The sequence below is a fragment of the Streptomyces sp. V2I9 genome, assembly GCF_030817475.1.
Taxonomy (GTDB): domain Bacteria; phylum Actinomycetota; class Actinomycetes; order Streptomycetales; family Streptomycetaceae; genus Streptomyces.
On record NZ_JAUSZJ010000002.1, the window covers coordinates 80,790 to 106,034 of the forward strand.

A 25,245-nucleotide genomic window follows, 5' to 3' on the forward strand; every position below is an offset into this window, starting at 1 on the left:
GGGCAGGGTCGCCGCCATGATCGCTCATCTCCCCCCTCGCCCCGTACGGGCCCCGGTGAAAGGCCGCGTCAGCCGCCCCACTTCCATCCCGCGACCTCCGGCAGGTCCGTGCCGTGCTCGCGGATCCAGGCGTGGTGGCGGGTGCGGGCGTCCGCCATCTCCTGGCGCAGCGCGACGGCGCGGACGCCGAGGCCGGGCACCCGGTCGATGACGTCCATGACCAGCCGGTAGCGGTCGAGGTCGTTGCGGACCACCATGTCGAACGGGGTGGTCGTGGTGCCTTCCTCCTTGTAGCCGCGCACATGGAGGTGTGCGTGGCCGGCACGGCGGTAGGCGAGGCGGTGGATGAGCCACGGGTAGCCGTGGTACGCGAAGACGACCGGCCGCTCGCGGGTGAACAGGGCGTCGTACTCGGAGTCCGGCATGCCGTGCGGGTGTTCCGTGTCGGGCATCAGCCGGGCGATGTCGACGACGTTGACCACCCGGACGGCCAGCTCCGGCAGACGGCGGCGGAGCAGGTCGGCGGCGGCCAGGGTCTCCTGGGTGGGCACGTCCCCGGCGCAGGCGAGGACCACGTCCGGCTCCCGGTCGCCGTCCTCGGTGCCGGCCCACTCCCAGGCCCCGGCGCCGCGCGCGCAGTGGGCGCGGGCCTCGTCCATGGTGAGCCAGTCGAAGGTGGGCTGCTTCCCGGCGACGATCACGTTGACGTAGTCCCGGCTGCGCAGCGCGTGGTCGGCCACCGAGAGCAGGGTGTTGGCGTCCGGCGGGAGGTAGACGCGGACGACCTCGGGGCTCTTGTTGAGGACGTGGTCGACGAAGCCGGGGTCCTGGTGCGAGAAGCCGTTGTGGTCCTGGCGCCAGACGTGCGAGGTCAGCAGGTAGTTGAGGGAGGCGATGGGGCGCCGCCAGGGCAGCCGCCGCGAGGTCCGCAGCCATTTGATGTGCTGGTTGACCATGGAGTCGACGATGTGGGCGAACGCCTCGTAGCAGGAGAAGAGTCCGTGCCGCCCGGTGAGGAGGTAGCCCTCCAGCCAGCCCTGGCAGAGGTGTTCGGAGAGGACCTCCATCACCCTGCCGTCGTGGGCGAGGTGTTCGTCGGTGGGCAGGGTGCCGGCCTGCCATGCCTTGCCGGTGGCCCGGTAGAGGGCGTCGAGCCGGTTGGACGCGGTCTCGTCGGGGCCGACCACGCGGAAGTCCCTGCGCCCGGCCGTGGCGGCCATGACGCTCTCCAGGAGACCGCCGAGCACCTTCGTCGGCTCGTGGAGGTCTGCGCCGGGCTTCTCGACGCGTACGGCGTGGTCCGCGAGGTCGGGCAGCGGGAGGTCGCGCAGCAGCAGCCCTCCGTTGGCGTACGGGGTGGAGCCGAGGCGGGCCTCGCCCTCGGGCACGCAGGCGAGGACCGGTGCGGTGGGACGGCCATCGGCGTCGAACAGCTCCTCGGGCCGGTAGGAGCGCATCCAGACTTCCAGCTGCCGCAGGTGCTCCGGGTTGTCGCGGACGCCGGAGAGCGGGACCTGGTGGGAGCGCCAGGTGTTCTCGACCGGGAGCCCGTCGACCTCCTTCGGCCCGGTCCAGCCCTTGGGGGTGCGCAGGACGATCAGGGGCCGGCGGGGGCGTTCGGTGACGCCGTCCTCGCGGGCCGCCCGCCGGTACGCGTCGATGCGGTCCAGGGCGGTGTCCAGGGCGGCGGCCAGGGCGCGGTGGACGGCGGCCGGGTCATCGCCGGTGACGAACAGTGGGTCGTGCCCGTAGCCGCGCAGCAGCTGGTCCAGCTCCCCCTCGGGGATGCGGGCCAGGACCGTCGGGTTGGCGATCTTGTAGCCGTTGAGGTGGAGGATCGGCAGGACGGCCCCGTCGTGGACGGGGTCGAGGAACTTGTTGGCGTGCCAGGAGGCGGCGAGCGGCCCGGTCTCCGCCTCGCCGTCGCCGATCACGCAGGCCACCACCAGGTCCGGATGGTCGAAGGCGGCCCCGTAGGCATGGGCGAGGGCGTAGCCGAGTTCGCCGCCCTCGTGGATGGAACCGGGGGTCTCGGGGGCGACGTGGCTGGGCACGCCGCCGGGGAAGGAGAACTGCTGGAACAGCCGTCCCATGCCCTCGGCGTCCCGGCCGACGTCCGGGTAGGTGGCGGAGTAGCTGCCCTCCAGCCAGGAGTTGGCGAGGACGGCGGGTCCGCCGTGGCCGGGCCCCCAGACGCACAGGGCGCTCAGATCACGGGCCTTGATCACCCGGTTGAGGTGGGTGTGGACGAGGTTGAGCCCCGGTGAGGTGCCCCAGTGTCCGAGCAGCCGCGGCTTGATGTCCTCGGGGACGAGCGGCCGGGTCAGCAGGGGATTGTCCATCAGGTAGATCTGGCCGACGGCGAGGTAGTTGGCCGCGCGCCAGTGCGCGTCGAGCGCGGCGATGTCGTCGTCGGTGAGGGTGGTGGGTGCGGAAGGGGGCGGGGTGTCGCTCACGGAGCTGGTCTCCTCGTCGGCTGACGGCGCACGGGCGGTCGGGGCGGGCTCAGGACGCCTCGGGCCCGTACCAGAGCGTGGTGACGTTGCAGAACTCGCGGATGCCGTGCCCGGCCAGCTCACGCCCGTGACCGGAGCGCTTGATCCCGCCGAAGGGCAGCGCGGGGTGCGAGGCGGTCATCCCGTTGAAGAAGACGCCGCCGGCCTCCAGGTCGCGGGCGCAGCGCTCCTGTTCGCCCGCGTCGCGGGTCCAGAACGTTGGAGCTGAGGCCGAAGGGGGTGTCGTTGGCCAGGTGGATCGCCTCGTCGAGGTCGGCGACCCGGTAGAGGGTGGCGACCGGGCCGAAGGCCTCCTCGCGGTGGATGCGCATGGCGGTGGTGATGCCGGCGAGCACGGTGGGCTCGTAGAACCAGCCGTTCTCCAGGCCGCCGCCGAGCTTGTCGGGCCGGCGTCCGCCGCACAGCACCCGCGCGCCCCGTTCGACGGCGTCGTCGACGAGTTCCTCCAGGTCGGTGCGGCCCTGTTCGGTGGAGAGCGGGCCGATGTCGGTGCCCTCCTCCTGCGGGTCGCCGACGGTCAGGGCCCGCATGCCCTCGGCGAACCGTTCGGCGAACGCGTCGTACACGTCGGCGTGGACGATGAACCGCTTGGCGGCGATGCAGGACTGGCCGTTGTTCTGGACGCGTGCGGTGACGGCGGTGGCGGCGGCCTGCGCCACGTCGGCGGAGGGCAGCACGAGGTACGGGTCGCTGCCGCCGAGTTCCAGCACGGTCTTCTTCACCTCGTCGCCCGCGGTTGCGGCGACGGAGCGGCCCGCCGGTTCGCTCCCGGTGAGCGTCGCGGCGGCGACGCGCGGGTCGCGCAGGACGCGCTCGACGGCGCCCGAGCCGATCAGCAGCGTGCGGAAGCAGCCGGCGGGGAAGCCCGCCCGGTGGAAGAGGTCCTCCAGGTACAGCGCGGTCTGCGGCACGTTCGACGCGTGCTTGAGCAGCCCGACGTTGCCCGCCATCAGCGCGGGGGCGGCGAAGCGCACCACCTGCCAGAGCGGGAAGTTCCACGGCATCACGGCGAGGACGACGCCGAGCGGCCGGTAGCGGACCAGCGCGCGGGAGGCACCGGAGTCGTGGACGTCGTCGGGGTCCGGGTGCTCGTCCGCGAGCAGCCCCTCGGCGCGGGCGGCGTACCAGCGCATCGCCTTGGCGCACTTGGCCGCCTCCGCGCGGGCGGCGGTGACGGGCTTGCCCATCTCCAGGGTCATGGTGCGGGCGATCGTGTCGCGGTCCTCGTCGAGGAGGTCGGCGGCCCGGTTCAGCCAGGCCGCGCGCTGTTCGAAGGGGGTGGTGCGGTACTGGCGGAAGGTCTCCGCGGCCGCGGTGATCCTGCGCTCGGTCTCCTCGTCCCCGAGGGCGTCGAAAGACCTGATCAGTTCGCCGTTCGCGGGGTTGACCGTCGCGATGGGCATGGCGGGGACCTCCTTGCATCGGTACTCCGACCGTGCCGCGCCACGCCCGTGGGCGCAACGCGGTCCGTTCCTCCCCCGCACGTACCCGGCCGACGCGGATCATGCGTGCGAGGGGGTGTCCCGTCACGAGCGGCAGGACATCCGCGGGGCAGGTTCCGCGTCGGGCCGGTGCGGGCCGCCCCGTACGGGGCGGGTCACACGAGCGACGCCAGGGGCGTGTCGCGGGCGGCGCGCACGCCGGGGAGCGGGGCGTACGGGAGCAGTCCCACCGTCCGGGGCGCCTCGGCGTAGCGGGTGAACCAGACCACCTTGCCGCCCGCGGTCCGGCAGGATCCCCAGCTGTCGCTCAGGGCCATCACCCGGCTCAGTCCGCCGCCGACCGGCAGCAGCCGGGGCATCCGGGCGCTGTCGTCCGCGACGGACACGGTCACGCGTCGTCCGGTCCAGCGGAGTTCGACGACACAGGTGTCGGCGTCACCGACGTGCCGACGGACGTTGGTCAGGAGCTCGTCCAGGGCCCGGCAGACCGGCCGGACGTGCAGGTCGAGACTCCAGTGACGCAAGTGCGCGGCGACGATCCGCCGCAGCCGGTAAACACGCTCTGCCGACACCTGCAGTTCGACCGAGCAGTGCCGGTCGAGTGGAACGGTCATCGTCGAGGCTCCTCATCACGAGGCCCACGCGCTCCCCGTCGTCCTTCTTCACCCCGTCGCACGAACGACCCCCGAACACGAAGCGTGAGCACTGATCACTTCTGGGTCACTCATCAGGGTGAGGCCGGTACGCCGGACGCGCAACAGCGGGCCCTTCCGTGCTGGTGGGAGCGTCGTGCGGTCACAGCAGGTAGGGCAGCAGGGTGTCGGGGGTGAGGGGCAGTTCGCGCAGCCGGGCTCCGGTGGCGTGGCGGACCGCGTTCCCGATGGCGGCGGCGGTGCCGACGATCCCGATCTCCCCGATGCCCTTGCTGCCCATCGGGTTGAGGTGGCGGTCGTCCTCCTCGATCCAGTGCGCCTGGATGTCGGCCGTGTCGGCGCAGACGGGCACGTGGTAGGTGGCGAGGTCCTTGGCGGTGAAGTCCCCGAAGACCGGGTCGATGCCGCAGCCCTCGGTGAGCGCCATGCCGATGCCCATGACCATGCCGCCGGTGAACTGGGAGCGCGCGGTGCGGTCGTTGAGGATGCGTCCGGCGGCGTACACCCCGAGGAGGCGGCGGACGCGTACCTCACCGGTGACGGCGTCGACGGCCGTCTCGGCGAAGTGGGCGCCGAAGGCGTGCCGGGCGTACGGGGACTCCTCGCCGGTCTCCTGTTCGGTGTCGGCGGTGGTGGTGATCCCCTCGGCCGGCAGCGCTCCGGTGTGCTCCGCGAGCCGCGCGGCGAGGGCGGCGGACGCCTTGTGCACGGCCCAGCCCCAGGAGGCGGTGCCGGAGGAGCCGCCGGCGAGCGGGGCGGTGGGCAGGTCGGTGGAGCCGATGTCGACGCGGACGGCCTCGGGGGCGACGCCGAGCGCGTCGGCGGCGATCTGGGCCAGCACGGTGCGCGCGCCGGTGCCGATGTCGGTCGCGTTGACCTGGACGCGCAGGGAGCCGTCCGGAGCGGCGTGGGCGCTCGCGGTGGACCGGGAGACGAGGACGGGGTACGTCGCGGAGGCCACGCCCGTACCGATGAGCCGGCGGCCTTCCCGGCGGGCGGCGGGCCGGGGATCGCGGTCGTACCAGCCGAACCGTGCCGCTCCCTCGCGCAGACAGGCGGCGAGGCCCCGGCTGCTGAAGGGACGGCCGCTGTCCGGCTCGGTCCCGGTGTCGTTGCGCAGCCGCAGCTCCACGGGGTCCAGGCCGAGGGCGGAGGCGAGTTCGTCCATGGCGGATTCGAGGGCGTACATCCCCGAAGCCTCCCCCGGAGCGCGCATCCAGGAGGGGCTGGGGACGTCGAGGGCGACCACCCGGTGGCCGGTGCGGCTGTTCGGCGAGGCGTACATGACGCGGGCGGGCACGGCGGCCTGTTCGACGAACTCCTTGACGGTGGAGGTCCGGGTGACGACCTCGTGGCTGACGGCGGTGAGCGTGCCGTCCAGGTCGGCGCCGAGCCGGACCCGCTGGATGGTGGGGGCCCGGTGGCCGACGACCTCCGCGAGCTGGGCGCGGGGGAAGGCGACCTTGACCGGGCGGCCGGTGTGCCGGGCGGCCATCGTGGCCAGGACCCCCTGCGGACGGGTGGTGCCCTTGGAGCCGAAGCCGCCGCCGACGTGCTCGGAGACGACGGTGATCCGGTCCGGGTCGAGGCCGAACGCCTGCGCCAGGCTCTCGCGGACCTTGGTGGCGCCCTGGCTGGAGTCGTGGACGGTGAGGTGGCCGTCCTCCCACACGGCGGTGGCGGCGTGCGGCTCCATCGGGTGGTTGTGCAGTGCGCTCATCCGGTACGTGGCGTCCACCTGGACGGGCGAGGCGGCCAGGGCCCGGTCCACGTCGCCGCGCACCCGCAGGGCGGGTTCGCCACCGTTGGCCTCGTCGGGCGTGTAGAGGCCGGGGTGGTTCTCGGTGAGGGTGACGTCGTGCGGGTCGCGTTCGTACTCGATGTGCAGGGCCCCCGCCCCGGTGCGGGCCGCTTCGAGGCTGTCGGCGATCACGAGGGCGATCGGCCAGCCGTGGTGCGGGACCCGGTCGTCCTGGAGCACGGCGAGGATCGGGTCGTCGGGCTCCCGGAGCTCGGGCGCGTTGTCGTGGGTGAGGACGGAGTGGACGCCCGGTACGGCGAGGGCGTCCACGGCCCGTACGGCGGTGACGCGTCCGGCCGCGACGGTGGCCGGGACCGTCCAGGCGTACAGGCACCCGGCGGGCGTGCGGTCCAGGGCGTAGCGGGCGGCTCCGGTGACCTTGTCCCGCGCCTCTCTGCGGACGACGGGCGCACCGGGGAACTGCGGGGCTTGCGTGGTCATGGCGATGGGTCCTCGGGGTCGTCGGGGGCCGGCGCGTCCGGCCGGTGGGGGCGGGCCGGTGGCGCGTTCAGCCGATGGGGGCGGGCTGCCGCTCGGTGAGGTCGCCCAGTACGTCGAGGGCGAGGCGGCGGGCCAGGTCCACCTTGAAGGCGTTGCCATCCAGAGGCCGCGCCTCGGCCAGTTCCGCGATCACGGCGTGCTGGAAGGCGGCGGGGGTGGCCGGCGCGCCGCGCAGCTCGGCCTCGGCCCTGCGGGCCCGCCACGGCCGGGGGGCGACGCCGCCGAACGCGAGCGTGGCGCTCTCCACGCGGCCGGACTCCACGCGGAGGGTGGCGGCGACGGAGGCGAGCGCGAAGGCGTAGCTGGCCCGGTCGCGGGCCTTGCGGTAGCGGGACACGGTGCCGGGCGCCGGCGGTGGGAGCACCACTTCGGTGATCAGCTCGCCGGGCCGGATCACGGTGTCCTGGTCCGGATTCTCCCCGGGGAGTCGGTGGAACTCGGTGACGGGGACGGTCCGTTCGCCCTCGGGCCCGACGAGCACCACGGTCGCGTCGAGCGCGGCGAGGGCCACGGCCATGTCGGACGGGTCGGTCGCCACGCACTCCGACGAGTACCCGAGGATCGCGAAGTCCCGGCCGCCCTCTGCGTACGCGGGGCAACCTGATCCGGGCAGCCGCTTGTTGCAGGGTTTGGAGACGTCCTGGAAGTAGCGGCACCGGGTGCGCTGGAGCAGGTTTCCGCCGGTGGTGGCGGCGTTGCGGAGCTGGCCGGAGGCCCCGGCGAGCAGCGCGCCGGAGAGGACGGGATAGCTTCCGGTCACGTCGGGGTGGGCGGCGAGGTCGCTGTTGCGGACGGTGGCGCCGATGCTCAGACCGCCCTCGGGCGTCCGGGTCACCCGGTCCAGCGGCAGGCCGGAGACGTCGACGAGGATGCGGGGCGTCTCCACGCCGAGCTTCATCAGGTCCACCAGGTTGGTGCCGCCGCCCAGGAAGCGGGCGCCGGGGCCGGCGGCGCAGAGCCGGACGGCCTCGTCGGTGGAGGCGGGGCGCACATAGCCGAACGGTTTCACGCGATCACGTCCTCGATGGCTTCGACGATCCGGGGGTAGGCCCCGCACCGGCAGAGGTTGCCGCTCATCCGTTCCCGGATCTCGTCGGCGTCCAGTGCGACCGTTCCGGTGGCGGCGGTGTCCGGTTCCGTGACGTGCGAGGGGAAGCCGTCGGCGGCCTCGCGGAGCATGCCCACGGCCGAGCAGATCTGGCCCGGCGTGCAGAATCCGCACTGGAGGGCGTCCCGTTCGACGAACGCGTGCTGGAGCGGGTGCAGCTCCTCGCCGTCGGCGAGCCCTTCCACGGTGGTGACCGAGGAGCCGTTGCGGGCGACGGTGAGCTGCAGGCAGCTGTTGACCCGCCGCCCGTCCACGAGGACCGTGCAGGCCCCGCACTGGCCGTGGTCGCAGCCCTTCTTGGCCCCGGTCAGGCCGAAGTCCTCGCGCAGGGTGTCCAGGAGCGTGCTGCGGTGGTCCACGGTCAGCGTCGACTCCTCACCGTTGACGCGCAGCGTCACGGCGGAGCGTTCGTCGACGACCGGTTCGGGTTCGAGGTCCGCTCCGAGAGCGAGGGAGTCCATGCGCGCGCCTTTCGCTTCGCCGCGGGGCGGGTACCGCCCCGCGGCCGTGGTGCCGGTCGTGTCCTCGTGCGGGCGGTCAGCGGTTCTCCAGCCGCAGCCGGACCTCCTGCTCCTGGTCCCCCGCGGCCGTGCCCACGACGCTCACCGCGAAGGCGCCGCCGAGGTGGGTCCGCAGCCGGTCGACGGCCTGGTAGCCGCCCTGGGCCTCCACCGTGACCGGGGCGGTGAGGCGGGCGGGGCCGGCGTCGGCCTTCGGCTCCGTCACGTCGACGGTGGTGACCCAGATGTCGGGGCGGGGGCCGGAGGACGGCTCGGGGGTCTCACCCATCGGGTGGTCGGAGGCGAACGCGGCGGTGAGCACGTCGAACACGGTCCGCGCGTCCTGTGCGTCGCAGCGGCTGAGCGAGACCACCACCTCCCGGCTCGCGGGGTGGTTCTCGCCGACCTGCTCGGGAGTGCTGTTCACCGTGGTTCCTTCCGCTGGGTGTGCCGGCCTTCGGGGCCCCTCCGGGCCGCCCCCGCGTCCGGCCGGCGGCGACGCGGGAAACACCCGGAACACGTCTTGAGCTCCGGGAGAGCGGGCAGGAGGGCTGTTCCGGCCCCGGCCTTGAAACGCGTTTCCCCTGAGATACCCATAAAACATGAATTGCTGTGAATAGCTGACTGACACCCTTCTCTCGGGGTATGCGCAAGGCATGGACGTTCTGAATGGAGTCAATGCGGCCGAGCTTCCCGTCGCGGCCACCCTCGCGGACGGCACGGGAGCCCTCGGGCTCGCCCTGCCCCTCGTGGGGCTGGCCGTCGTCGCCCTGCTGATCGGCGGGTTCATCCTCAGCAAGCGCAAGCACGACGCCGAGCCGCCGCCGCCCCAGCCCCATGAGCAGCCGGAACGGCCGGAGCAGCGCACGCACATCGAGCAGCGCGACCCGCACTCCTCCGACCAATTCCCCGCGGACGGCCACGCCCTGTCCCCGTACGAGCTCAAGGACCATGGCAACGGGCCGCTGCCGCCCGACGAGGAGCGGCCGCGCGGCTGACCTGTCCGGCCCTCGGGCGCCGGCGGAGGCGGCTCTCGGCGCGCCCACGGCCATGGCGGGCCCGGCGCGCACCCGACCACCGGGTGTGCGCCGGGCCCGCCGTCGTGAGCGCCCCGGCGCGCCCCGGTCCGGGAACGGTCGCCGCGTTTGCGGGACCGGGCGGGCCGGTCGACGCTGGTTGCTGGACCGCAGCGGCCGCGCAGGGCGCCGCTCCCCGGAGAAGGCAGTGGACGATGACCGGAAGCGATCCCCGTACGGCCTCTTCGGCAGCGCCGCTGACCGGGCCGGCCGCACCGTGCTGGGTCACCCTGATGACCCGCGACCTGGAGGCCGCCCAGCGGTTCTACGGGCGGGTGCTGGGCTGGTCGTTCCGTCCGGGGCGGCTCGGGGAGGACTTCTCCGTCGCCTTCCGCGGCGGGATTCCGGTCGCCGGCGTCTTCGCCGTCTCCTCGGCGTACCAGGTCGCGGTGGCCTGGACGCCGTACTTCGCGGTGGAGGACGCGAACGTGGCCGCCTCACGGGTGCGCGAGCGCAGCGGGACCGTGGCGGTGGGGCCGCTGACGCTCGGCAAGGGGCGCGGGGTGCTGGCGTCGGACCGCGACGGGGCGTCCTTCGGCCTCTGGCAGCGCACCGATCCCTCCACCTCTCCCCCGGCCCCGGCCGACCACGCGCACGCCTGGCTGCGGCTGCGGACCCGCAACGCCTTCGACGCGGCGATCTTCTACGGTGAGGTGCTCGACTGGGCGAGCGGGCGGCCGGGCGCCTGCGACGTGGCGTACGAGGGCGAGGAAGTCATCGTGCGGTGCTCCGGGCACGCGCTGGCCCGGATCAGCTCGGGGGCCGTGGAGGCCGCGGTCGACCCGCTGGTGCGCCCGCACTGGCAGGTCCAGTTCCCGGTGACGGACCTCGCGGCGACGGTCGCCGCGGCCGAACGGCACGGCGGCGCGCTCGCCGAGGACCGCACCGGCTTCGGGGGCACCGAAGTGACGCTGCGGGACCCGGACGGCGCGCTGTTCGCCGTCACCGACGTGCGCAGCCCGGCCTGAGCGGCGGGCAGGCCGGTCAGGCGGAGCCGCTCCCCCGGCCGGACGGGGCGTCCGCACCGCTCGCGTCGCCGCTGTCGCCCGGCTCGTCGTCGCGGGGGCCGGAGCGTCCCTTGGCGAGGGCCCACAACGGGAAGAGGAACCAGCAGGCGAGGAACCACAGGGCCATCACACCGACCAGCCACAGGGCCAACTGGTTGTGCAGGGCGACGCGCAGGATCAGGAGCAGCGTCGAGCACATCGTGCAGAAGAGCAGTATCAGGCCGAGGACGGTCATCCGGGAGGCCCACATCACCGTCTGCGGCTTCATCCGGCGGCCGGTGAGGAGCCGGTGGTACGAGACGGGGCCGATGAGCGCGGCGGCGGTCGCCGAACCCAGCATCACGGTCACCACGTAGATGTCCCTGTCGACGGGGCCCAGATCCTCGAACCGGGACTGGAAGACCACCGCGAGCAGGAAACCGAAGAGGATCTGCACCCCGGTCTGCGCGACGCGCAGTTCCTGGAGGAGCTCGGACCACTGCCGGTCCGCCCGCTCCTCCTGGGTCTCCTCCCGGCCTCTGCCATAGGACTCCGGCATCGACGCTCTCCTCATCTCGACACGCCGGGCGCACCGATACACCCGTTCGATCCGCGACTACAGGTGCCCCGACCGGGCAGAGCCAACCCTGGTCGGTCCGGGCAGTCGTATACCGCTCGACCCGGCTCCCCGGCGCGTCTAAGATCACCGCAGGGCATCGCGCGTCGGTCACCGTCCGGGTGAGGCGTGGAGGTGGCCCGTGAGATGCCCTTGGAGGCATTCCACCGTGTCAGTCGAGTTGAACCACACCATCGTCCATTGCCGGGACAACCGCGAGTCCGCCGCGTTCTTCGCGGATCTGCTGGGCCTGACGGTCGGAGAGGAATGGGGACCGTTCGTCCCCGTCGTCCTCGAGAACAAGGTCACCCTGGATTTCGCGACGGTCCCCGCCGATTCGATCACGCCGCAGCACTACGCCTTCCTCGTCTCGGAGGCCGAGTTCGACGCGGCGTTCACGAAGATCCAGGCACGGGGGATCGATTTCTACGCCGACCCGCAGCGGAAGCTGCCCGGCGAGATCAACCGCAACGACGGGGGCCGGGGCGTGTACTTCCCCGACCCCGGAGGCCACTGGCTGGAGCTGATCACCCGTCCGTACGGCGGCTGATCCACCGGGGGAATCCGGTACGGAACACGGGCCCGGCCGCGGTGCGCGGCCGGGCCCCGCCGTGCGGGCCGCGGCTCAGCCGATGCGGAGCAGGAGTTCGGGCCGGTCCCACAGCACCGCGGGCGGATCGGCCGGGATCGTGCCGACCCGTTCGGCGCCGATGCTCCGGTAGAAGCCCTCGGCGGGCGGGTGGGAGACGATCCGGACGGCCGCCAGCCCCGCGCCGCGGGCCTCCTCGCGCAGATGGGCGGCGAGAAGCCGGCCGATGCCGCGCCCCTGGGCCGCGTCGGCGACGAACATCAGGTCCAGCTCCGGCGGATCGACGACGAGTGCGTAGAAGCCGAGGACCTGGCCCGTCCCGTCGTCCTCGGCGACGAAGACCCGGTGGGTCTCGACGTAGTCCGGTCCGACCCGGTAGCCCGCGACCATCGGCGCGTACGGTCCCTCGTAGGCACGGGAGGTGCGGACCAGCCGGGTCAGCCGTCCGGCATCGCCCACCGCGGCCCGGCGGACCGTCACGTCGGGGCTCTGTGCGGCGCGGCCGCCCCGCCGTCCTGACCTGCTCTTTCCCATACGGCGAGTATGCGGCACCGTGGGGGCGGCGGATCGGGCCGGTCGTCGTTCCTCGCGCCGGCGGCGTACGGCCGCGTGCACGTCGAGGGGCTCGGCCGAAGCCCGTCAGCCGGGAGAATCCGCCGCGCCGCCTCGTCGCTCTGCCGGTCGCCCCGGAAGTTCGGGACCGACTCCCGGTGGCTTCCCCTCCGTCATGACGCATCCCTCCGACCCGATGCCGATCCGGCGCTTCCCCCCTGAAGCGAGCACCTGTCCGGACGCCGTCGAAGCGGGGCTGCCTCGAACAGCGATCCGGGGGTACACGAACTCCTGCACGCAGCCCGGCGATCGTCGCCGGGCCCGGACCGGAAGGGGCTGACCACTGTGCGACAGCAGAGCTACGTACCGGCCGACGAACGTAGGGGGCGGTAGCCGTGACGACAGCGATCATCATCGTCGCCGTGGTCGTGGTGGCGGCCATCGCCGCGTTCCTGCTGCTGCGCCGGCGCACGGCCGGCGGCCGTGGACTGCGCGGCCGTTTCGGACCGGAGTACGACCGGGTCGTCGCCCGGCACGGCGGTGACACCAAGGCGGCCGAGCAGGAGCTCGACGACCGGGTGAGGCGCCACGGTCATCTCACCGAACGCCCGCTGACCGAGGAGGCCCGCGCGCGCTACGCCGCCCGTTGGGCGAGCGCCCAGGAGCTGTTCGTCGAGTCGCCGCAGCGGTCGCTGGCCGAGGCCGACATGCTGCTGGCCGATCTCTCGCGGGAGCGCGGCTTCCCGGAGGGCGACGACTTCGACGACCGGACCGACGCGCTCTCGGTCCGCCACGCCGCGCACGTCCACGGCTACCGCCGCGTGCACGCGGCGCGGGGCGGGAACACGAGCACCGAGGAGATGCGCGAGGCGCTGATGGACGCCCGCGGCCTCTTCGAAGCGCTCCTCGCCGACGGCGGGTCGCAGCGCGCACACGGCAACCGGCATCTGGTGAAGGGAAACGGCACATCATGACGCAGGCACCGAACGACAGGACTCCCCCGCCCGGCGGCACCGGCCTCCCGGAGGGCGTCGGGCCGATCGACACGGGTACGCCGGTCAGGCGGCCGACCGCGTCCGGCGCGGGCACGAGGACCGTCACGGGCAGGGAGAACACCGCGGAGCCGGTGGCACGGCCCTCGGCGGCCCGCGCTCCCGAGCACGGCTCCCCGAGCCCCCACGCCCCCGGCTCCACGGGCGCCCACGCACCGGGGTCCGCGTCCGGCACCATGACCCCCGACGCGGCCGCCCCGGTTCCCCTGGCCCACGACGTGACGGCGGATCCCCGGACCGCCTCCGGGCCCTCCGGCGCCGGGGACCATGCCGACAGCGGCCCGCACGCCGGACACCCGCTGTTCGCCCCGGAGCGGCGGGACGCGTTCGCCGCGCGCATCCAGCAGGCCGTCACCGGCTTCGTGGAGGACCCGCGCAGGGCGGTGCGGGACGCCGACGCCACGTTCGAGGAGGTCGTCGCGGACCTCGGGGCGGCCCTCCAGGAGCGCGGGCGGAAGCTGCGCGCGGGGAAGGGCGAGGACGACGCGGGGGCCGAGACCGAGGACCTGCGGATCGCCCTCCAGCACTACCGGGATCTGACCGAACGGCTCGTACGCCTGTAGCCGGGTCCGACACGGACGAGGGGGCCGGTGCTGCCAGGAGTCTCCTGGCAGCACCGGCCCCCTCGCGGGGTCGTGGCTCCGGCGTCCGTCTAGGGGCGGATCACCAGCCCGTCGCGCAGCCGCTCCAGTACGGAGTCGGGGACACGCAGTCCGTCGCGGACATAGCCGTCGAGGCCGCCCCACCGCTCGTCCATGGCGTCGAGGGCCGCGTCCAGGTGATGGGGGCGGACCTCGGTGATCGCGGCGGCGAGGGAGGGGTCGCCGCCGCCCTCCAGGAACCGCGCCACCTGCGGGGCGAGCGCCGCCCGTACGGCGGGATCGACCCGGAGGAAGTCCGCCCGGACCGTGGCGCGGGGCGCTCCGAGGATCATCAGCAGCACGGCCGCCGCCCAGCCGGTGCGGTCCTCGCCCGCCGTGCAGTGGAAGAGCACCGGCCGGGCGCGGGCGTCGGCGGCGGTCTCCAGGAAGGCCCGGTAGGCCGCGGCGGCGCCGGGCGAGAGGACCATCTTGCGGTAGGTCTCCGCGAACAGCTCCTCGGCGCGGCCCCCGCCGAGCGCCCGTTCCGCCTCGACGGGGTCGGCGAGCAGGGAGCGCAGCCGGGCGGGCGCGACGCCCGGATGATCGCCGAGCACGTCGGCGACGAAGAGCCGGGACCGGCGCGGCAGCCGGTCCGGGGCCCACCGGCGCTCGTCGGCGGTGCGCAGGTCCACGACGGTACGGATGCCGAGCGCCGCGACCGCCCGGTCGTTCTCCGGGTCGAGTCCGCTCAGCTGGCCCGAGCGGAACAGGACGTTCTGGCGCACCCGGCGGTCACGGCCCAGGGCGATGCCGCCCAGGTCGCGCAGATTGACAACGGTGGAGGCCGTAACGGGCCGGGCGGTCTGCACGATGAACTGCCTCTTTCCCCGAGGAAATCCAGATTTCCCCATATCGGGATCGACGTCGAACGCGGGATGGACTTCGGCGCCGGGAGAGGTGGTCGGGCTTCCCCGGACGCCGGACGGACGTCAGTCCGCCAGGAGCCGGATCTTCTGCTCCACGAATTCGTCGTCGCTGAGGATCTCGCGCTTCCAGAGGTCGGCGAGGCGCTCCAGCCGGTCGATGATGTCGTCGCCGGCGGCCTCGTCCGTACCGGTGGCGGCGCCGAGGCGTTCGTGCGCGACGAAGGCGCCGCCCGCCTCGCGGACCGCGCGGGCCGCTTCGGTGGTCCACAGGTCCTCGCGGACGACGATCGCGGCGACGTCGCCGGGCGGCAGGCACGCGTCGAGCCGGTCGAGGTCCTGCGGGCTCAGCGTCGCCGCCCCGCCGCCGGCCGCGGGGATCACTCCCCCGTCGTCCTGTTCCCGCGGCTCCATCCGGGTCGGCGCACCGCCCCCGGCCCGCCGGACGAAGGCCAGATCGGCGGCTTCCACAGCACCGGACGACACGGCTCCGGCGAGGGCGGGGGCGATCGACCCGGTGAAGCTGCTGCCGGGGAAGGCGATGACGAGGTACTCCACAGGTCCGACGGCCACGGTCGCGTCCTCTCCGTGTCCCGGCGGCCGCGGGCGCACCGGGGTGGATACGGGCATTCCAGGGATGGCACAACAAATAAGGCAACTCCGCACATAATATGTGTCACCTGTCCGATTCATCCCGACGTCGTGGCCCGTCGTGTTGCCCGGTGCCGGGCACCTCCACCGGTTACGCGACCGTGTGTAAAGGATCAAGTGCATCCCCGCGAGGGCAAGGTCACAGCCTGTGCCCCTGCTACTCGTTCCGCGCCCTGCCCTAGCATCTGAGCATGACGGTCCAGCCTGCTGACGGGCTCTCTCCAACCGCCGCGTTCCCCGACCCTTCCCATGACCAGTGGCAGAGCCTCGTCGAAGGCGTACTGCGCAAGTCGGGTAAGGAAGTCTCGGGCCCGGCCGCCGAGGAAGCCCTGTCCACCACACTGGAGGACGGGCTCACCACCCGCCCCCTCTACACCGCGCACGACGAGTCCCCGGACACCGGCTTCCCCGGCTTCGCCCCCTTCGTCCGGGGCGGCAGGGCCGGGGGGAACGCGGCGGGCGGCTGGGACGTGCGCCAGCGCCACGCCCTCACCGATCCCGTCCGGCTCAACGACGCGCTGCTCGGCGATCTGGAGAACGGGGTCACCTCGCTCTGGCTCGCGGTGGGCGGCCCGGCGGGCGTCCCCGTCGAGGGCCTGGCGCGGGCCCTGGAGGGCGTATACCTCGATCTCGCGCCGATCGCGCTCGACGCCCCGGCCGACCTGGACGCCGCCGCGACGGAGTTGCTGCGGCTGTACGAGGAGCGCGGCGTCGCACGGGACGAGGCGCGGGGAACGCTCGGCGCCGACCCGCTCGGCCACGAGGCCCGGACGGGTGTCGAGGCGGACCTCGCCCCCGCCGTGCGCTGGGCGCGGCGGTGCGACGCGGAGTACCCGGAGCTGCGGGCCATCGCCGTCGACGCGCTGCCCTACCACGAGGCGGGCGGTTCGGCCGGCGAGGAACTGGGGCTCTCCCTGGCCACCGGGGTGGCCTATCTGCGGGCGCTGACCGGTGCCGGGATGAGCGTGGAAGCGGCCTGCGGGCAGCTGGAGTTCCGTTACGCGGCCACCGCCGACCAGTTCCTGACGATCGCCAAGCTGCGCGCGGCGCGCCGGCTGTGGGCGCGGGTCGCCGAGGCGTCCGGGGCTCCCGCCGCCGGAGCGCAGCGGCAGCACGCGGTGACCTCGCCGGTGATGATGACGCGCCGCGACCCGTGGGTGAACATGCTGCGCACCACGCTGGCCACGCTGGGCGCGGGGGTGGGCGGCGCGGAGTCCGTGACCGTGCTGCCGTTCGATCACGCGCTGGGCCTGCCCGACGCGTTCGCGCGGCGCATCGCCCGCAACACCTCGACGATCCTCATCGAGGAGTCGCATCTGGCGCGGGTGGTCGACCCGGCGGGCGGCTCCTGGTACGTGGAGCGGCTGACCGACGAACTCGCCACCGCCGCCTGGGCGTTCTTCCAGGAGACCGAGCGGGCGGGCGGTCTTCCCGCCGCCCTGCGCTCCGGAACGGTCGCGGAACGGCTGGCCGCCACCTGGGCGGCGCGCAGCGCGAAGCTGGCCCGCCGCAAGGAGCCGATCACCGGGGTGAGCGAGTTCCCGATGCCCGGCGAGCGCGCGGTGGAGCGGGAACCCGCGCCCGACCCGTACGCCGGGGCGCCCGGCGGTCTGCCGCGGGTCCGGCGGGACGAGGCCTTCGAGGCCCTGCGCGCCCGGTCGGACGCGTATCTCGCGGCGACCGGAAGCCGCCCGAAGGTGTTCGTCGCCGCGCTCGGCCCGGCCTCGGCGCACACCGCGCGGGCCTCCTTCGCCGTCAACCTCTTCGGAGCGGGCGGGATCGAGGCGGTGCACGATCCGGTGTCGGTGGACGCGGGGACCGCCGGCGGGGCGCTGAAGTCCTCCGGGGCGTCGGTCGCCGTGCTGTGCTCGTCGGACGCGCTCTACGCCGAGCAGGCGGAGCCGGTGGCCGCCGCGCTGAAGTCGGCGGGTGCGGCGCAGGTGTTCCTCGCCGGGCGTCCCGGCGAGTACGCCGACGTCGACGCCTACGTCTTCGCGGGCTGCGACGCGGTCGCCGTTCTCACCTCCGTACTCGACCGTTTGGGAGTGGCGTGATGCCGACCTCGCCCACGGACCGGAAGTTCTCCGTTCCCGATTTCTCCGATGTTCCGCTCGCCTCCGCCACGCCCGCCGCTCCGGCCGGTTCGGCCGAGGAGTGGCAGGCGGCCGTGACGAAGGCGGCCGAGGGCGCCGAGGCCCCGCTCTGGGAGACGCCCGAGGGCATCACGGTCAAGCCGCTCTACACCGGTGAGGACCTGGAAGGCCTGGACGCGCTCCACTCGTACCCGGGCATCGCCCCGTATCTGCGCGGGCCCTACCCGACGATGTACGTCAACCAGCCCTGGACGATCCGCCAGTACGCCGGTTTCTCCACGGCGGAGGAGTCCAACGCCTTCTACCGGCGCAATCTCGCGGCCGGGCAGAAGGGGCTGTCGGTCGCCTTCGACCTGCCGACCCACCGGGGCTACGACAGCGACCACCCGCGGGTGACCGGTGACGTCGGCATGGCCGGGGTGGCGATCGACTCGATCTACGACATGCGCCAGCTGTTCGACGGCATTCCGCTGGACCGGATGTCGGTGTCGATGACGATGAACGGCGCGGTGCTCCCCGTGCTGGCGCTGTACATCGTCGCCGCCGAGGAACAGGGCGTACCGCCCGAGAAGTTGGCCGGGACCATTCAGAACGACATCCTCAAGGAGTTCATGGTCCGCAACACCTACATCTATCCGCCGTCGCCCTCGATGCGGATCATCTCCGACATCTTCGCGTTCACCTCGCAGAAGATGCCGCGCTACAACTCCATCTCGATCTCCGGATACCACATCCAGGAAGCCGGGGCGACGGCCGATCTGGAGCTGGCGTACACGCTGGCCGACGGGGTGGAGTACCTGCGCGCCGGGCGTGAAGCGGGCCTGGACGTCGACGCGTTCGCGCCACGCCTGTCGTTCTTCTGGGCGATCGGGATGAACTTCTTCATGGAGGTCGCCAAGTTGCGGGCGGCCCGGCTGCTGTGGGCGCGCCTGGTCAAGCAGTTCGACCCGAAGAACCCCAAGTCGCTGTCCCTGCGCACGCATTCGCAGACCTCGGGCTGGTCGCTCACCGCGCAGGACGTGTTCAACAACGTGACGCGTACGTGTGTGGAGGCGATGGCCGCGACGCAGGGGCACACCCAGTCGCTGCACACCAACGCACTGGACGAGGCGCTGGCGCTGCCCACCGACTTCTCCGCCCGGATCGCCCGCAACACGCAGCTCCTGCTCCAGCAGGAGTCCGGTACCTGCCGGGTCATCGACCCGTGGGGCGGCAGCGCGTACGTGGAGAAGCTGACGCGGGACCTCGCGGACCGGGCCTGGCAGCACATCGAGGAGGTCGAGGCGGCCGGCGGGATGGCGAAGGCCATCGACGCGGGCATCCCCAAGCTCCGGGTGGAGGAGGCGGCCGCGCGGACACAGGCGCGGATCGACTCCGGGCGGCAGCCGGTGATCGGCGTGAACAAGTACCGGGTGGAGACCGACGAGCAGATCGATGTGCTCAAGGTCGACAACTCCTCCGTGCGCACGCAGCAGATCGAGAAGCTGCGCCGGCTGCGCGAGGAGCGCGACGAGGCGAAGTGCCAGGAGGCGCTGCGCGCGCTGACGGCCGCCGCCGGGCGTGACCCCGGTCCGGACCTGGAGGGAAATCTGCTGGCACTGGCGGTCGACGCGGCGCGCGCGATGGCGACGGTCGGCGAGATCTCGGACGCGCTGGAGAAGGTGTACGGGCGGCACGCCGGGCAGATCCGTACGATCTCCGGTGTGTACCGCAAAGAGGCAGGAGAGTCCCCTTCCGTGGACCGGACCCGTGCGCTGGTCGACGCGTTCGAGGAGGCGGAGGGCCGGCGGCCGCGCATCCTGGTCGCCAAGATGGGCCAGGACGGCCACGACCGGGGCCAGAAGGTGATCGCCACGGCCTTCGCCGACCTGGGCTTCGACGTGGACGTGGGCCCGCTGTTCCAGACGCCGGGCGAGGTGGCGCGGCAGGCCGTCGAGGCCGACGTGCACATCGTGGGCGTCTCCTCGCTGGCGGCGGGGCACCTCACGCTCGTTCCCGCGCTGCGTGAGGAGCTGGCCGCCGAGGGGCGCGAGGACATCATGATCGTGGTGGGCGGGGTGATTCCGCCGCAGGACGTCGAGGCCCTGCACGAGGCGGGCGCTGCCTCCGTCTTCCCGCCGGGGACGGTGATCCCGGACGCGGCCCACGACCTGGTGACGCGGCTCGGCGCCGCGCTCGGCCACGAGCTGTGAGCCGCTGACCGGATGGCCGCGAAGATCGACATCGACGGTTATGTGCGGGGAGTGCTCGACGGGAAGCGGGCGTTCGTGGCGCGCGCGATCACGCTCGTCGAGTCGACGCGCCCCGAACACCGGGTGCTGGCGCAGGAGTTGCTGAAGCGGCTGCTGCCGCACGCGGGGGCGGCCCGGCGGATCGGCATCAGCGGGGTGCCGGGCGTGGGCAAGTCCACGTTCATCGACGCGCTCGGCACGATGCTCACGGGGCTCGGCCACCGGGTGGCGGTGCTGGCGGTCGACCCGTCCTCCAGCCGTACGGGCGGTTCCATCCTGGGCGACAAGACCCGGATGGAGCGCCTGGCGGTGGACCCGGCCGCCTTCGTGCGCCCCTCCCCCACGGCAGGCACCCTGGGCGGGGTGGCGAAGGCGACACGGGAGTCCATCGTCGTGATGGAGGCCGCGGGTTACGACGTGGTGCTGGTGGAGACGGTGGGGGTCGGGCAGTCGGAGACGGCGGTGGCCAACATGGTCGACACGTTCCTGCTGCTGACGCTCGCCCGTACCGGCGACCAGTTGCAGGGCATCAAGAAGGGCGTCCTGGAACTGGCGGACGCCATCGCGGTGAACAAGGCCGACGGCCCGCACGAGCGCGACGCGCGCTCGGCGGCGCGCGAACTGGCGGGCGCGCTACGGCTGATGCACCCGACGGACGCGGCGTGGACGCCCCCGGTGCTCACGTGCAGCGCGCGCGAGTCGACCGGTCTGGACACCGTGTGGGAGCGGCTGGAGCAGCACCGTACGATCCTGGACTCGTCGGGGCGGCTGGCGGCCAAGCGGCGTGACCAGCAGGTGGACTGGACCTGGTCGATGGTCCGCGACGAGCTGCTGGACGGTCTGCGCAGCCATCCGGAGGTGCGGAAGCTCGCGCCGGAGCTGGAACAGCGGGTCCGGGAGGGCACGTTGACGGCGACGCTGGCGGCCGAGGAGATCCTGGGTGTGTTCCGCGGCGGCGCGTTCCACGAAGGCGGGGCGGGCGGCTCGCGTCCCGGGGGCGGGGCGGGCGGGTCCGGCTGAACGCGGCGCGGTGAGCGGATGCCCTGCCGCCGCCCGCACGGACGAGGGCGGCGGCCGCTCATGTACGGAGCGCCAGGGCTCCGATCCGCGCTCAGAAGGGCTCGGCGGCCCGGAGGATTTCCTTCGGGAGGTACCCGGAGTCGACGCGGATGTCCCAGCCGCGGCGGCGGGCGTGGCAGGCCAGTGCGAGGGCGTCGAGGTTGACGGCGGCATCCGGGTCGTCGGCCCGGTCGGCGACCTGGTAGTGGGCGCGATGGGCTTCGAGCGCGTCGGCCAGGGCCAGGTTGAAGCTCTCCGCGTCGCCTTCCACCAGCTGGGACAGCAGGACGGCCGGCGGCATCGCCCAGCCCCAGTCCCTGGCCTTCTCGGCCTGCCGCAGCGCCTGTTCGGCCGCCGCTTCGGGGCCCGTACCCGTCAAGTAGGCGTGCAGGGCCTCGCGGTAGGCGCTGAACGCGGAGCCGTCCGGGGTGGCGAACGTCGGCCCGGTGAGCACGAGAGGAGCGAGGTCCTCGCGGGAGCCGGTGATGAGGGCGAAGGCGGTGGCCGTGTGCCAGAGGCCCGGTCCGGCCTTCTCGTCGCGGCGTGCCCGGTAGCGCAGGGTGCGGCCGTCGATGGCGACCTCGACGTCGGAGCCCGGCTCGGCCAGCGCGATGCGGAACAGGGCCGCCCCCATCTGCGAGGCCAGGCGCACGTTCCGGAGCTGATCGTCCGTCGCCCCGTCCGACACACCCGAGCGCCATTTGAACAGGCGCTCCTGGTCGCCCATGGCCCGGCCGAGCCGCCCGACCGCGTGGGGGTCGTCGCCGGCGGTGGTGAGTACGTCCGCGACGTGCTCCTCGGACAGGGCCTCGGCCTCCCGGTGCACCGTCCAGGCGAAGGCCGGACGCTCCACGGCCAGCGGTCCGGCGGCGAGCGCCGACACCGCGTCCGCCCGCCGGTCCCGCCCGAACCCGGCGACCCGCGGGCTCCGCTTCTCGAAGCCGGTGACCAGCGCGTGCGGAAGGTAGTCGGTCCGGACGGCGGGCGACCAGCCCAGGGTCCGGTACGCGAGCGCGGCGAGGGCCAGGGGGACGAGCGGGAGGAGGCTGCCGGGGGTGGCGGAGGTACTGTGCAGCGCCGCGTGCCGGGTCAGGAGGCCGGCCAGCGCGGTGTCGAAGGCGTCCCGGTCCTCGGCGACCAGGGCACGCAACGCGTGCAGCGCCGCACTGCCCGGCCTCTCCAGCAGGGGCTCGCCGGTCTCCTCCGCGCGGGCACGGACACGGCCCAGGGCGGCGTCGAGGGCGGAGAGCTTGGCCCCGGCGCTCGGCGGGTGGTCGTCCTCGTTGCCGGTGTCGTCCAGAACCACGGCCATCAGCCCGGTGGTGAGCTCGCCCACGGGGGTGCCGCGGGTCTGCTCGGCGAACTTGTCCCGCGCGAAGCGGAACGCCTCCCCGTGCCACGCGGCTCTGTCCCTGAGGACCGCCAGGCAGAGGGCGTCGGTCCACTCCCCCGCCGTGACGCTCTCCTCGGGGGCGTCCTCCCCCCGGTCGTAGCTCATCCCGAAGTTCACGTAGTCCAGGAAGATCTGGAAGCCGCAGTGGGGGTGGTACGCCGCGTAGGCGACAGCGCCGGCCGCGGCTTCGCAGGCGTCCTTGAGAACGGCCTTGGCCTCCGCCGTGTCCAGGTCGGGCGTCTCGACGGAGAGGGCGCCCAGGTAGTCCAGGAACTCGTCCGCGATCGACTGCCATGCGTAGGTGGTCATCCGGTCGGCCCTCGACAGGGACCGCACCTGGCCCCCGATCCGGTTGGTGAAGTCCTCGCGGGCCGCCGACACGGCTGCCCCGGACACCTGATGACGTTCTATGCGCATGGCCCCTGCCCCGCTTCTTGATCGGTACCTGGGGGACAGCCTAGGACGGCGCTCCTCATGGTGTGATCGTGCGTCGAGCCGCGTGTGACGGATCCGGTGGGCGGTCGGGGCCGGTCCGGTGGGGGCAGCGGCGGCGATCGCCGCCGCGACCGCGTTTCCGTAGCTCCGGCCGGGCCTGACGACCACGGGGAGCACCGGGTGCCGCAGCAGTCCAGCTCAGGTCGTCCACCGTTCCCACCGCGGTCTGCTTCGCACAGGGCACCCGCCGCCCGGTGCCGGCGACTTCGACGACGGACTCCGTGGCCCCTCCGTCCGGTCCATCCGATGCCGGCGATGAGCTCGGTCCTCCGGCGCACGGGGTGTTCACCACGGCATGGCCGACGGCGGTCCGGGCTTCCCGCCGATGGCCGCGATCACCGCGCGGGCCCAGTCGACGGGCGGAGCGGTGTCGAGCAGGTGCGTCAGGCGGGCCGAGTTCGCCATGCGGTGGGACGGGGCCATGGTCAGCGCGGTGTGCAGGACCTCGACGAGGTCCTCCGGGTCGTGTGGGTCGGTGAGCAGTGCCGCGTTCCCGAACTGTTGAGCGATACCGGCGTGGCGGGAGAGGACGAGGACACCTGCGCGCCCGGAGGCGGCGTGGGCGGTGAGGTATTCCTGGACGGTGAGGTTCATCCCGTCCGCCAGGGAGGTCACCCAGAAGACGTGGGCTGCCAGGTAGTGGTCCATGACCTCCTCGAAGGGGAGCGATCGGGGGGTGTACTCCACCGGCTGCCATTCCCCGGTGCCCCATCGGACGTTGAGGGTGGCGATGGCCTGCTCGAGTTCGATGCGGGTCGTCTCGTAGGCGCGGATGCCGGGCTCGGGTGGCGGGCACACGAGCCGCAAGGTCAGCCGGCCGCGCAGCTCCGGGCGGCGGTCGAGGAGGGTCGTGAGGGCGCGGATCTTGTGGACGGGCGCTTTGGCGTAGTCCAGGCGCTCCACGGACAGGACCGACAGGCCGTCCTCGGCGGTCACGTGGGGGCTGCGGGAGCGTGCCAGGGCTGTGACGGCCGTCCGGTCGATGCCCAGGGGATGGACACCGGTGCGTGGCACGGCGGTGCTGCCCTTCAGGAGCTGCTGGAAGTGGTCGGCGAAGGCGGCCGTGTGGAAGCCCGCCCAGTCCAGTCGGGCGAGGGAGGCGCACAGTTGTCCGGCGACCGGCAGGGTCCGGAAGACCTCGGGCGGCGGGAACGGGGTGTGGTGGAACAGGCCGATGGTCAGGTCCGGCCGAGCACGCTTGAGAAGGCCGGGGACGAGCCAGAGGTTGTAGTCGTGCAGCCATACGGTCGCGTCCTGGGCGGCGTGGGCGCTGATGTGGTCCGCGAAGGCGGCGTTGACGTGCTCGTAGTCGGCCCAGTGGGACGGGTCGTGACGGATGAGGTGGGGATGGGACATCAGCGCCGGCCACAGCGTTTCCTTGCAGGCCCGGTGGAAGTACCCGGCCCAGCGGGATGCCGGCAGTGGCAGAAGCGCCATGGGCAGGCGGTCGGGAAAAGGGACGGGCCACGGGTCGGGTCCTTCTCCGGTGACCGCGGCGGCCCACACGGCGCGCAGGCCGCCGTCCCTGCTCGTGCTGCCGAGGATGGACGTCAGGGTGGGCATGATGCCGTTGGGGCTGGAGGGCTGTTCCCACCGCCCCTCCCTCCAGCGGGCGGGCGCTCGGTGATAGCCGATGACGACGGGCGAGGGCGGCCCGACCCAGCCGAGGTGTCGCAGCGTCCGGAGGATGGCGGCGGCCCCGTGGAGGTGGGAGCGGTGGATCAGCGGGCCTTCGGGAGCTCGCTCGGTGAGGGCCGCCTCGGCGTTGCCCACGATGACGCCGTGGGTGCGGAGGTGGAACAGTGACAGGTCGTTGAGCGAGTCACCGGCGACGAGCAGGCCGGACAGCGGCCATCGGTGCTTGTCGATGAGCTGCCGGACGGCCGGCCCCTTGCCCGCCTGTGGCGGCAGGACGTCGAAGTAGCGTCCTTCGCTGTAGGACCAGGAGCAGCCCAGCTTCTCCACTGCCGCCGTGAGGGCGCCGGTCAGCCCTTCGGGGGCCAGAAGGAACGAGGAGCGCCCCTCCTGTACGACGTCCTGGTGGGCGAGTTGAGGAAAGCCGCGCAACGCTTCCCGGACGGTCGCGTGACCGGGCCACCCCCTCCGCAGCGGGCGTTCCAGCGCGGTGCTGTGGCTCATGTCGGTGGCGTCGATCACGCTGGCGCCGACGTCCGCGACGATCCACCGTGGGGCGGGGAGCAGCGGGTCCTGCCGCAGGAGCGCCCGTACGGAGTGCAGGCCGCGGCCCGTGGCGAAGACGACGGTGATCTCCGGGTGACGCCCCAGAGCACGGAGCAGTTGCAGACGGCTCTCCTGATCGCCGCCCAGCAAGGTGCCGTCGAGGTCGGCGACCAGGACCTTCCGGCCCGCGGGGACGTGTCCGCCACGTGCCCGGCTCTCGAGGTGGTTCATGACAGCCCCCGCCTC

The 25,245-nt window shown here is 73.2% G+C and carries 20 protein-coding genes and 1 pseudogene; 8 read left to right on the forward strand and 13 right to left on the reverse strand.

The genetic code is table 11. The annotated features are described in order from the left end of the window. Positions 1–68 precede the first annotated feature (68 nt). From QFZ71_RS00410 to QFZ71_RS00440, 7 genes and pseudogenes are all read right to left on the reverse strand, one after another. On the reverse strand, positions 69–2,456 hold the full coding sequence (locus QFZ71_RS00410) for a phosphoketolase (protein ID WP_307666233.1): 2,388 nt from the start codon (positions 2,454–2,456) through the stop codon (positions 69–71). Positions 2,457–2,505: 49 nt separating this feature from the next. Further along, positions 2,506–3,919 (reverse strand): annotated as a pseudogene (locus QFZ71_RS00415) (NADP-dependent succinic semialdehyde dehydrogenase). 194 nt (positions 3,920–4,113) lie between these two features. Beyond that, positions 4,114–4,572 (reverse strand): ATP-binding protein, encoded by a 459-nt coding sequence (locus tag QFZ71_RS00420; RefSeq protein WP_307666234.1) that lies wholly within the window; start codon positions 4,570–4,572, stop codon positions 4,114–4,116. A 181-nt stretch (positions 4,573–4,753) separates the two neighbouring features. Then, on the reverse strand, positions 4,754–6,853 hold the full coding sequence (locus QFZ71_RS00425) for a xanthine dehydrogenase family protein molybdopterin-binding subunit (protein WP_307666235.1): 2,100 nt from the start codon (positions 6,851–6,853) through the stop codon (positions 4,754–4,756). Positions 6,854–6,920: 67 nt separating this feature from the next. Beyond that, on the reverse strand, positions 6,921–7,922 hold the full coding sequence (locus tag QFZ71_RS00430) for a xanthine dehydrogenase family protein subunit M (RefSeq protein WP_307666236.1): 1,002 nt from the start codon (positions 7,920–7,922) through the stop codon (positions 6,921–6,923). After that, positions 7,919–8,482 (reverse strand): 2Fe-2S iron-sulfur cluster-binding protein, encoded by a 564-nt coding sequence (locus tag QFZ71_RS00435; RefSeq protein WP_307666237.1) that lies wholly within the window; start codon positions 8,480–8,482, stop codon positions 7,919–7,921. Before QFZ71_RS00435 ends, QFZ71_RS00430 begins: the two co-directional genes overlap by 4 nt. A 76-nt stretch (positions 8,483–8,558) precedes the next feature. Further along, entirely contained in the window at positions 8,559–8,948 is a 390-nt protein-coding gene (locus QFZ71_RS00440; protein WP_307666238.1) for a hypothetical protein, read from the reverse strand. A 229-nt stretch (positions 8,949–9,177) separates the two neighbouring features. Between QFZ71_RS00440 and QFZ71_RS00445 the strand changes: the two genes are divergently transcribed. Both QFZ71_RS00445 and QFZ71_RS00450 read left to right on the forward strand, forming a co-directional pair. Next, positions 9,178–9,519: a DUF6479 family protein gene (locus QFZ71_RS00445; protein WP_307666239.1), complete on the forward strand. Its 342-nt coding sequence runs from the start codon at positions 9,178–9,180 to the stop codon at positions 9,517–9,519. Between the two features lie 233 nt (positions 9,520–9,752). Next, positions 9,753–10,565 (forward strand): VOC family protein, encoded by an 813-nt coding sequence (locus QFZ71_RS00450; RefSeq protein WP_307666240.1) that lies wholly within the window; start codon positions 9,753–9,755, stop codon positions 10,563–10,565. 16 nt (positions 10,566–10,581) lie between these two features. On the opposite strand, the gene QFZ71_RS00455 is transcribed toward QFZ71_RS00450, so the two are convergent. After that, positions 10,582–11,142: a DUF6328 family protein gene (locus tag QFZ71_RS00455; RefSeq protein WP_307666241.1), complete on the reverse strand. Its 561-nt coding sequence runs from the start codon at positions 11,140–11,142 to the stop codon at positions 10,582–10,584. Positions 11,143–11,368: 226 nt separating this feature from the next. Between QFZ71_RS00455 and QFZ71_RS00460 the strand changes: the two genes are divergently transcribed. Further along, complete coding sequence (locus QFZ71_RS00460; RefSeq protein WP_307666242.1) at positions 11,369–11,749, forward strand: VOC family protein; 381 nt, start codon at positions 11,369–11,371, stop codon at positions 11,747–11,749. A gap of 75 nt (positions 11,750–11,824) precedes the next feature. Here QFZ71_RS00460 and QFZ71_RS00465 read toward each other — a convergent pair whose 3' ends face one another. Then, a complete protein-coding gene (locus QFZ71_RS00465; protein ID WP_307666243.1) occupies positions 11,825–12,322 on the reverse strand; it encodes a GNAT family N-acetyltransferase in 498 nt (165 codons plus the stop codon). Positions 12,323–12,735: 413 nt separating this feature from the next. On the opposite strand from QFZ71_RS00465, the gene QFZ71_RS00470 reads away from it, so the two are divergent. Next, positions 12,736–13,314 (forward strand): hypothetical protein, encoded by a 579-nt coding sequence (locus QFZ71_RS00470; RefSeq protein WP_307666244.1) that lies wholly within the window; start codon positions 12,736–12,738, stop codon positions 13,312–13,314. Beyond that, a complete protein-coding gene (locus QFZ71_RS00475; RefSeq protein ID WP_307666245.1) occupies positions 13,311–13,955 on the forward strand; it encodes a hypothetical protein in 645 nt (214 codons plus the stop codon). Before QFZ71_RS00470 ends, QFZ71_RS00475 begins: the two co-directional genes overlap by 4 nt. 89 nt (positions 13,956–14,044) lie before the next feature. Here QFZ71_RS00475 and QFZ71_RS00480 read toward each other — a convergent pair whose 3' ends face one another. Together QFZ71_RS00480 and QFZ71_RS00485 are read right to left on the reverse strand one after the other, a co-directional pair. Continuing rightward, entirely contained in the window at positions 14,045–14,842 is a 798-nt protein-coding gene (locus QFZ71_RS00480; protein ID WP_307666246.1) for a tyrosine-protein phosphatase, read from the reverse strand. A gap of 120 nt (positions 14,843–14,962) precedes the next feature. Beyond that, a complete protein-coding gene (locus QFZ71_RS00485; RefSeq protein WP_307666247.1) occupies positions 14,963–15,469 on the reverse strand; it encodes a DUF6325 family protein in 507 nt (168 codons plus the stop codon). A gap of 269 nt (positions 15,470–15,738) precedes the next feature. On the opposite strand from QFZ71_RS00485, the gene QFZ71_RS00490 reads away from it, so the two are divergent. From QFZ71_RS00490 to meaB, 3 genes are read left to right on the forward strand one after another with little or no spacing between them, the layout of a single operon-like run. After that, positions 15,739–17,601, forward strand: a complete 1,863-nt coding sequence (locus QFZ71_RS00490) for a methylmalonyl-CoA mutase family protein (RefSeq protein ID WP_307666248.1) — start codon at positions 15,739–15,741, stop codon at positions 17,599–17,601. Then, complete coding sequence (scpA, locus tag QFZ71_RS00495; protein WP_307666249.1) at positions 17,601–19,832, forward strand: methylmalonyl-CoA mutase; 2,232 nt, start codon at positions 17,601–17,603, stop codon at positions 19,830–19,832. The genes QFZ71_RS00490 and scpA overlap by 1 nt, the downstream gene beginning before the upstream one ends. A 12-nt stretch (positions 19,833–19,844) precedes the next feature. Next, positions 19,845–20,891 (forward strand): methylmalonyl Co-A mutase-associated GTPase MeaB, encoded by a 1,047-nt coding sequence (gene meaB, locus QFZ71_RS00500; RefSeq protein ID WP_307666250.1) that lies wholly within the window; start codon positions 19,845–19,847, stop codon positions 20,889–20,891. Positions 20,892–20,982: 91 nt separating this feature from the next. Here the strand turns inward: meaB and QFZ71_RS00505 are convergent, their stop codons facing one another. Both QFZ71_RS00505 and QFZ71_RS00510 read right to left on the reverse strand, forming a co-directional pair. Continuing rightward, positions 20,983–22,719, reverse strand: coding sequence for an immunity 49 family protein (locus tag QFZ71_RS00505; RefSeq protein WP_307666251.1), 1,737 nt, complete (start codon positions 22,717–22,719; stop codon positions 20,983–20,985). A 384-nt stretch (positions 22,720–23,103) separates the two neighbouring features. Continuing rightward, a complete protein-coding gene (locus QFZ71_RS00510; RefSeq protein WP_307666252.1) occupies positions 23,104–25,230 on the reverse strand; it encodes a trehalose-6-phosphate synthase in 2,127 nt (708 codons plus the stop codon). Positions 25,231–25,245 lie beyond the last annotated feature (15 nt).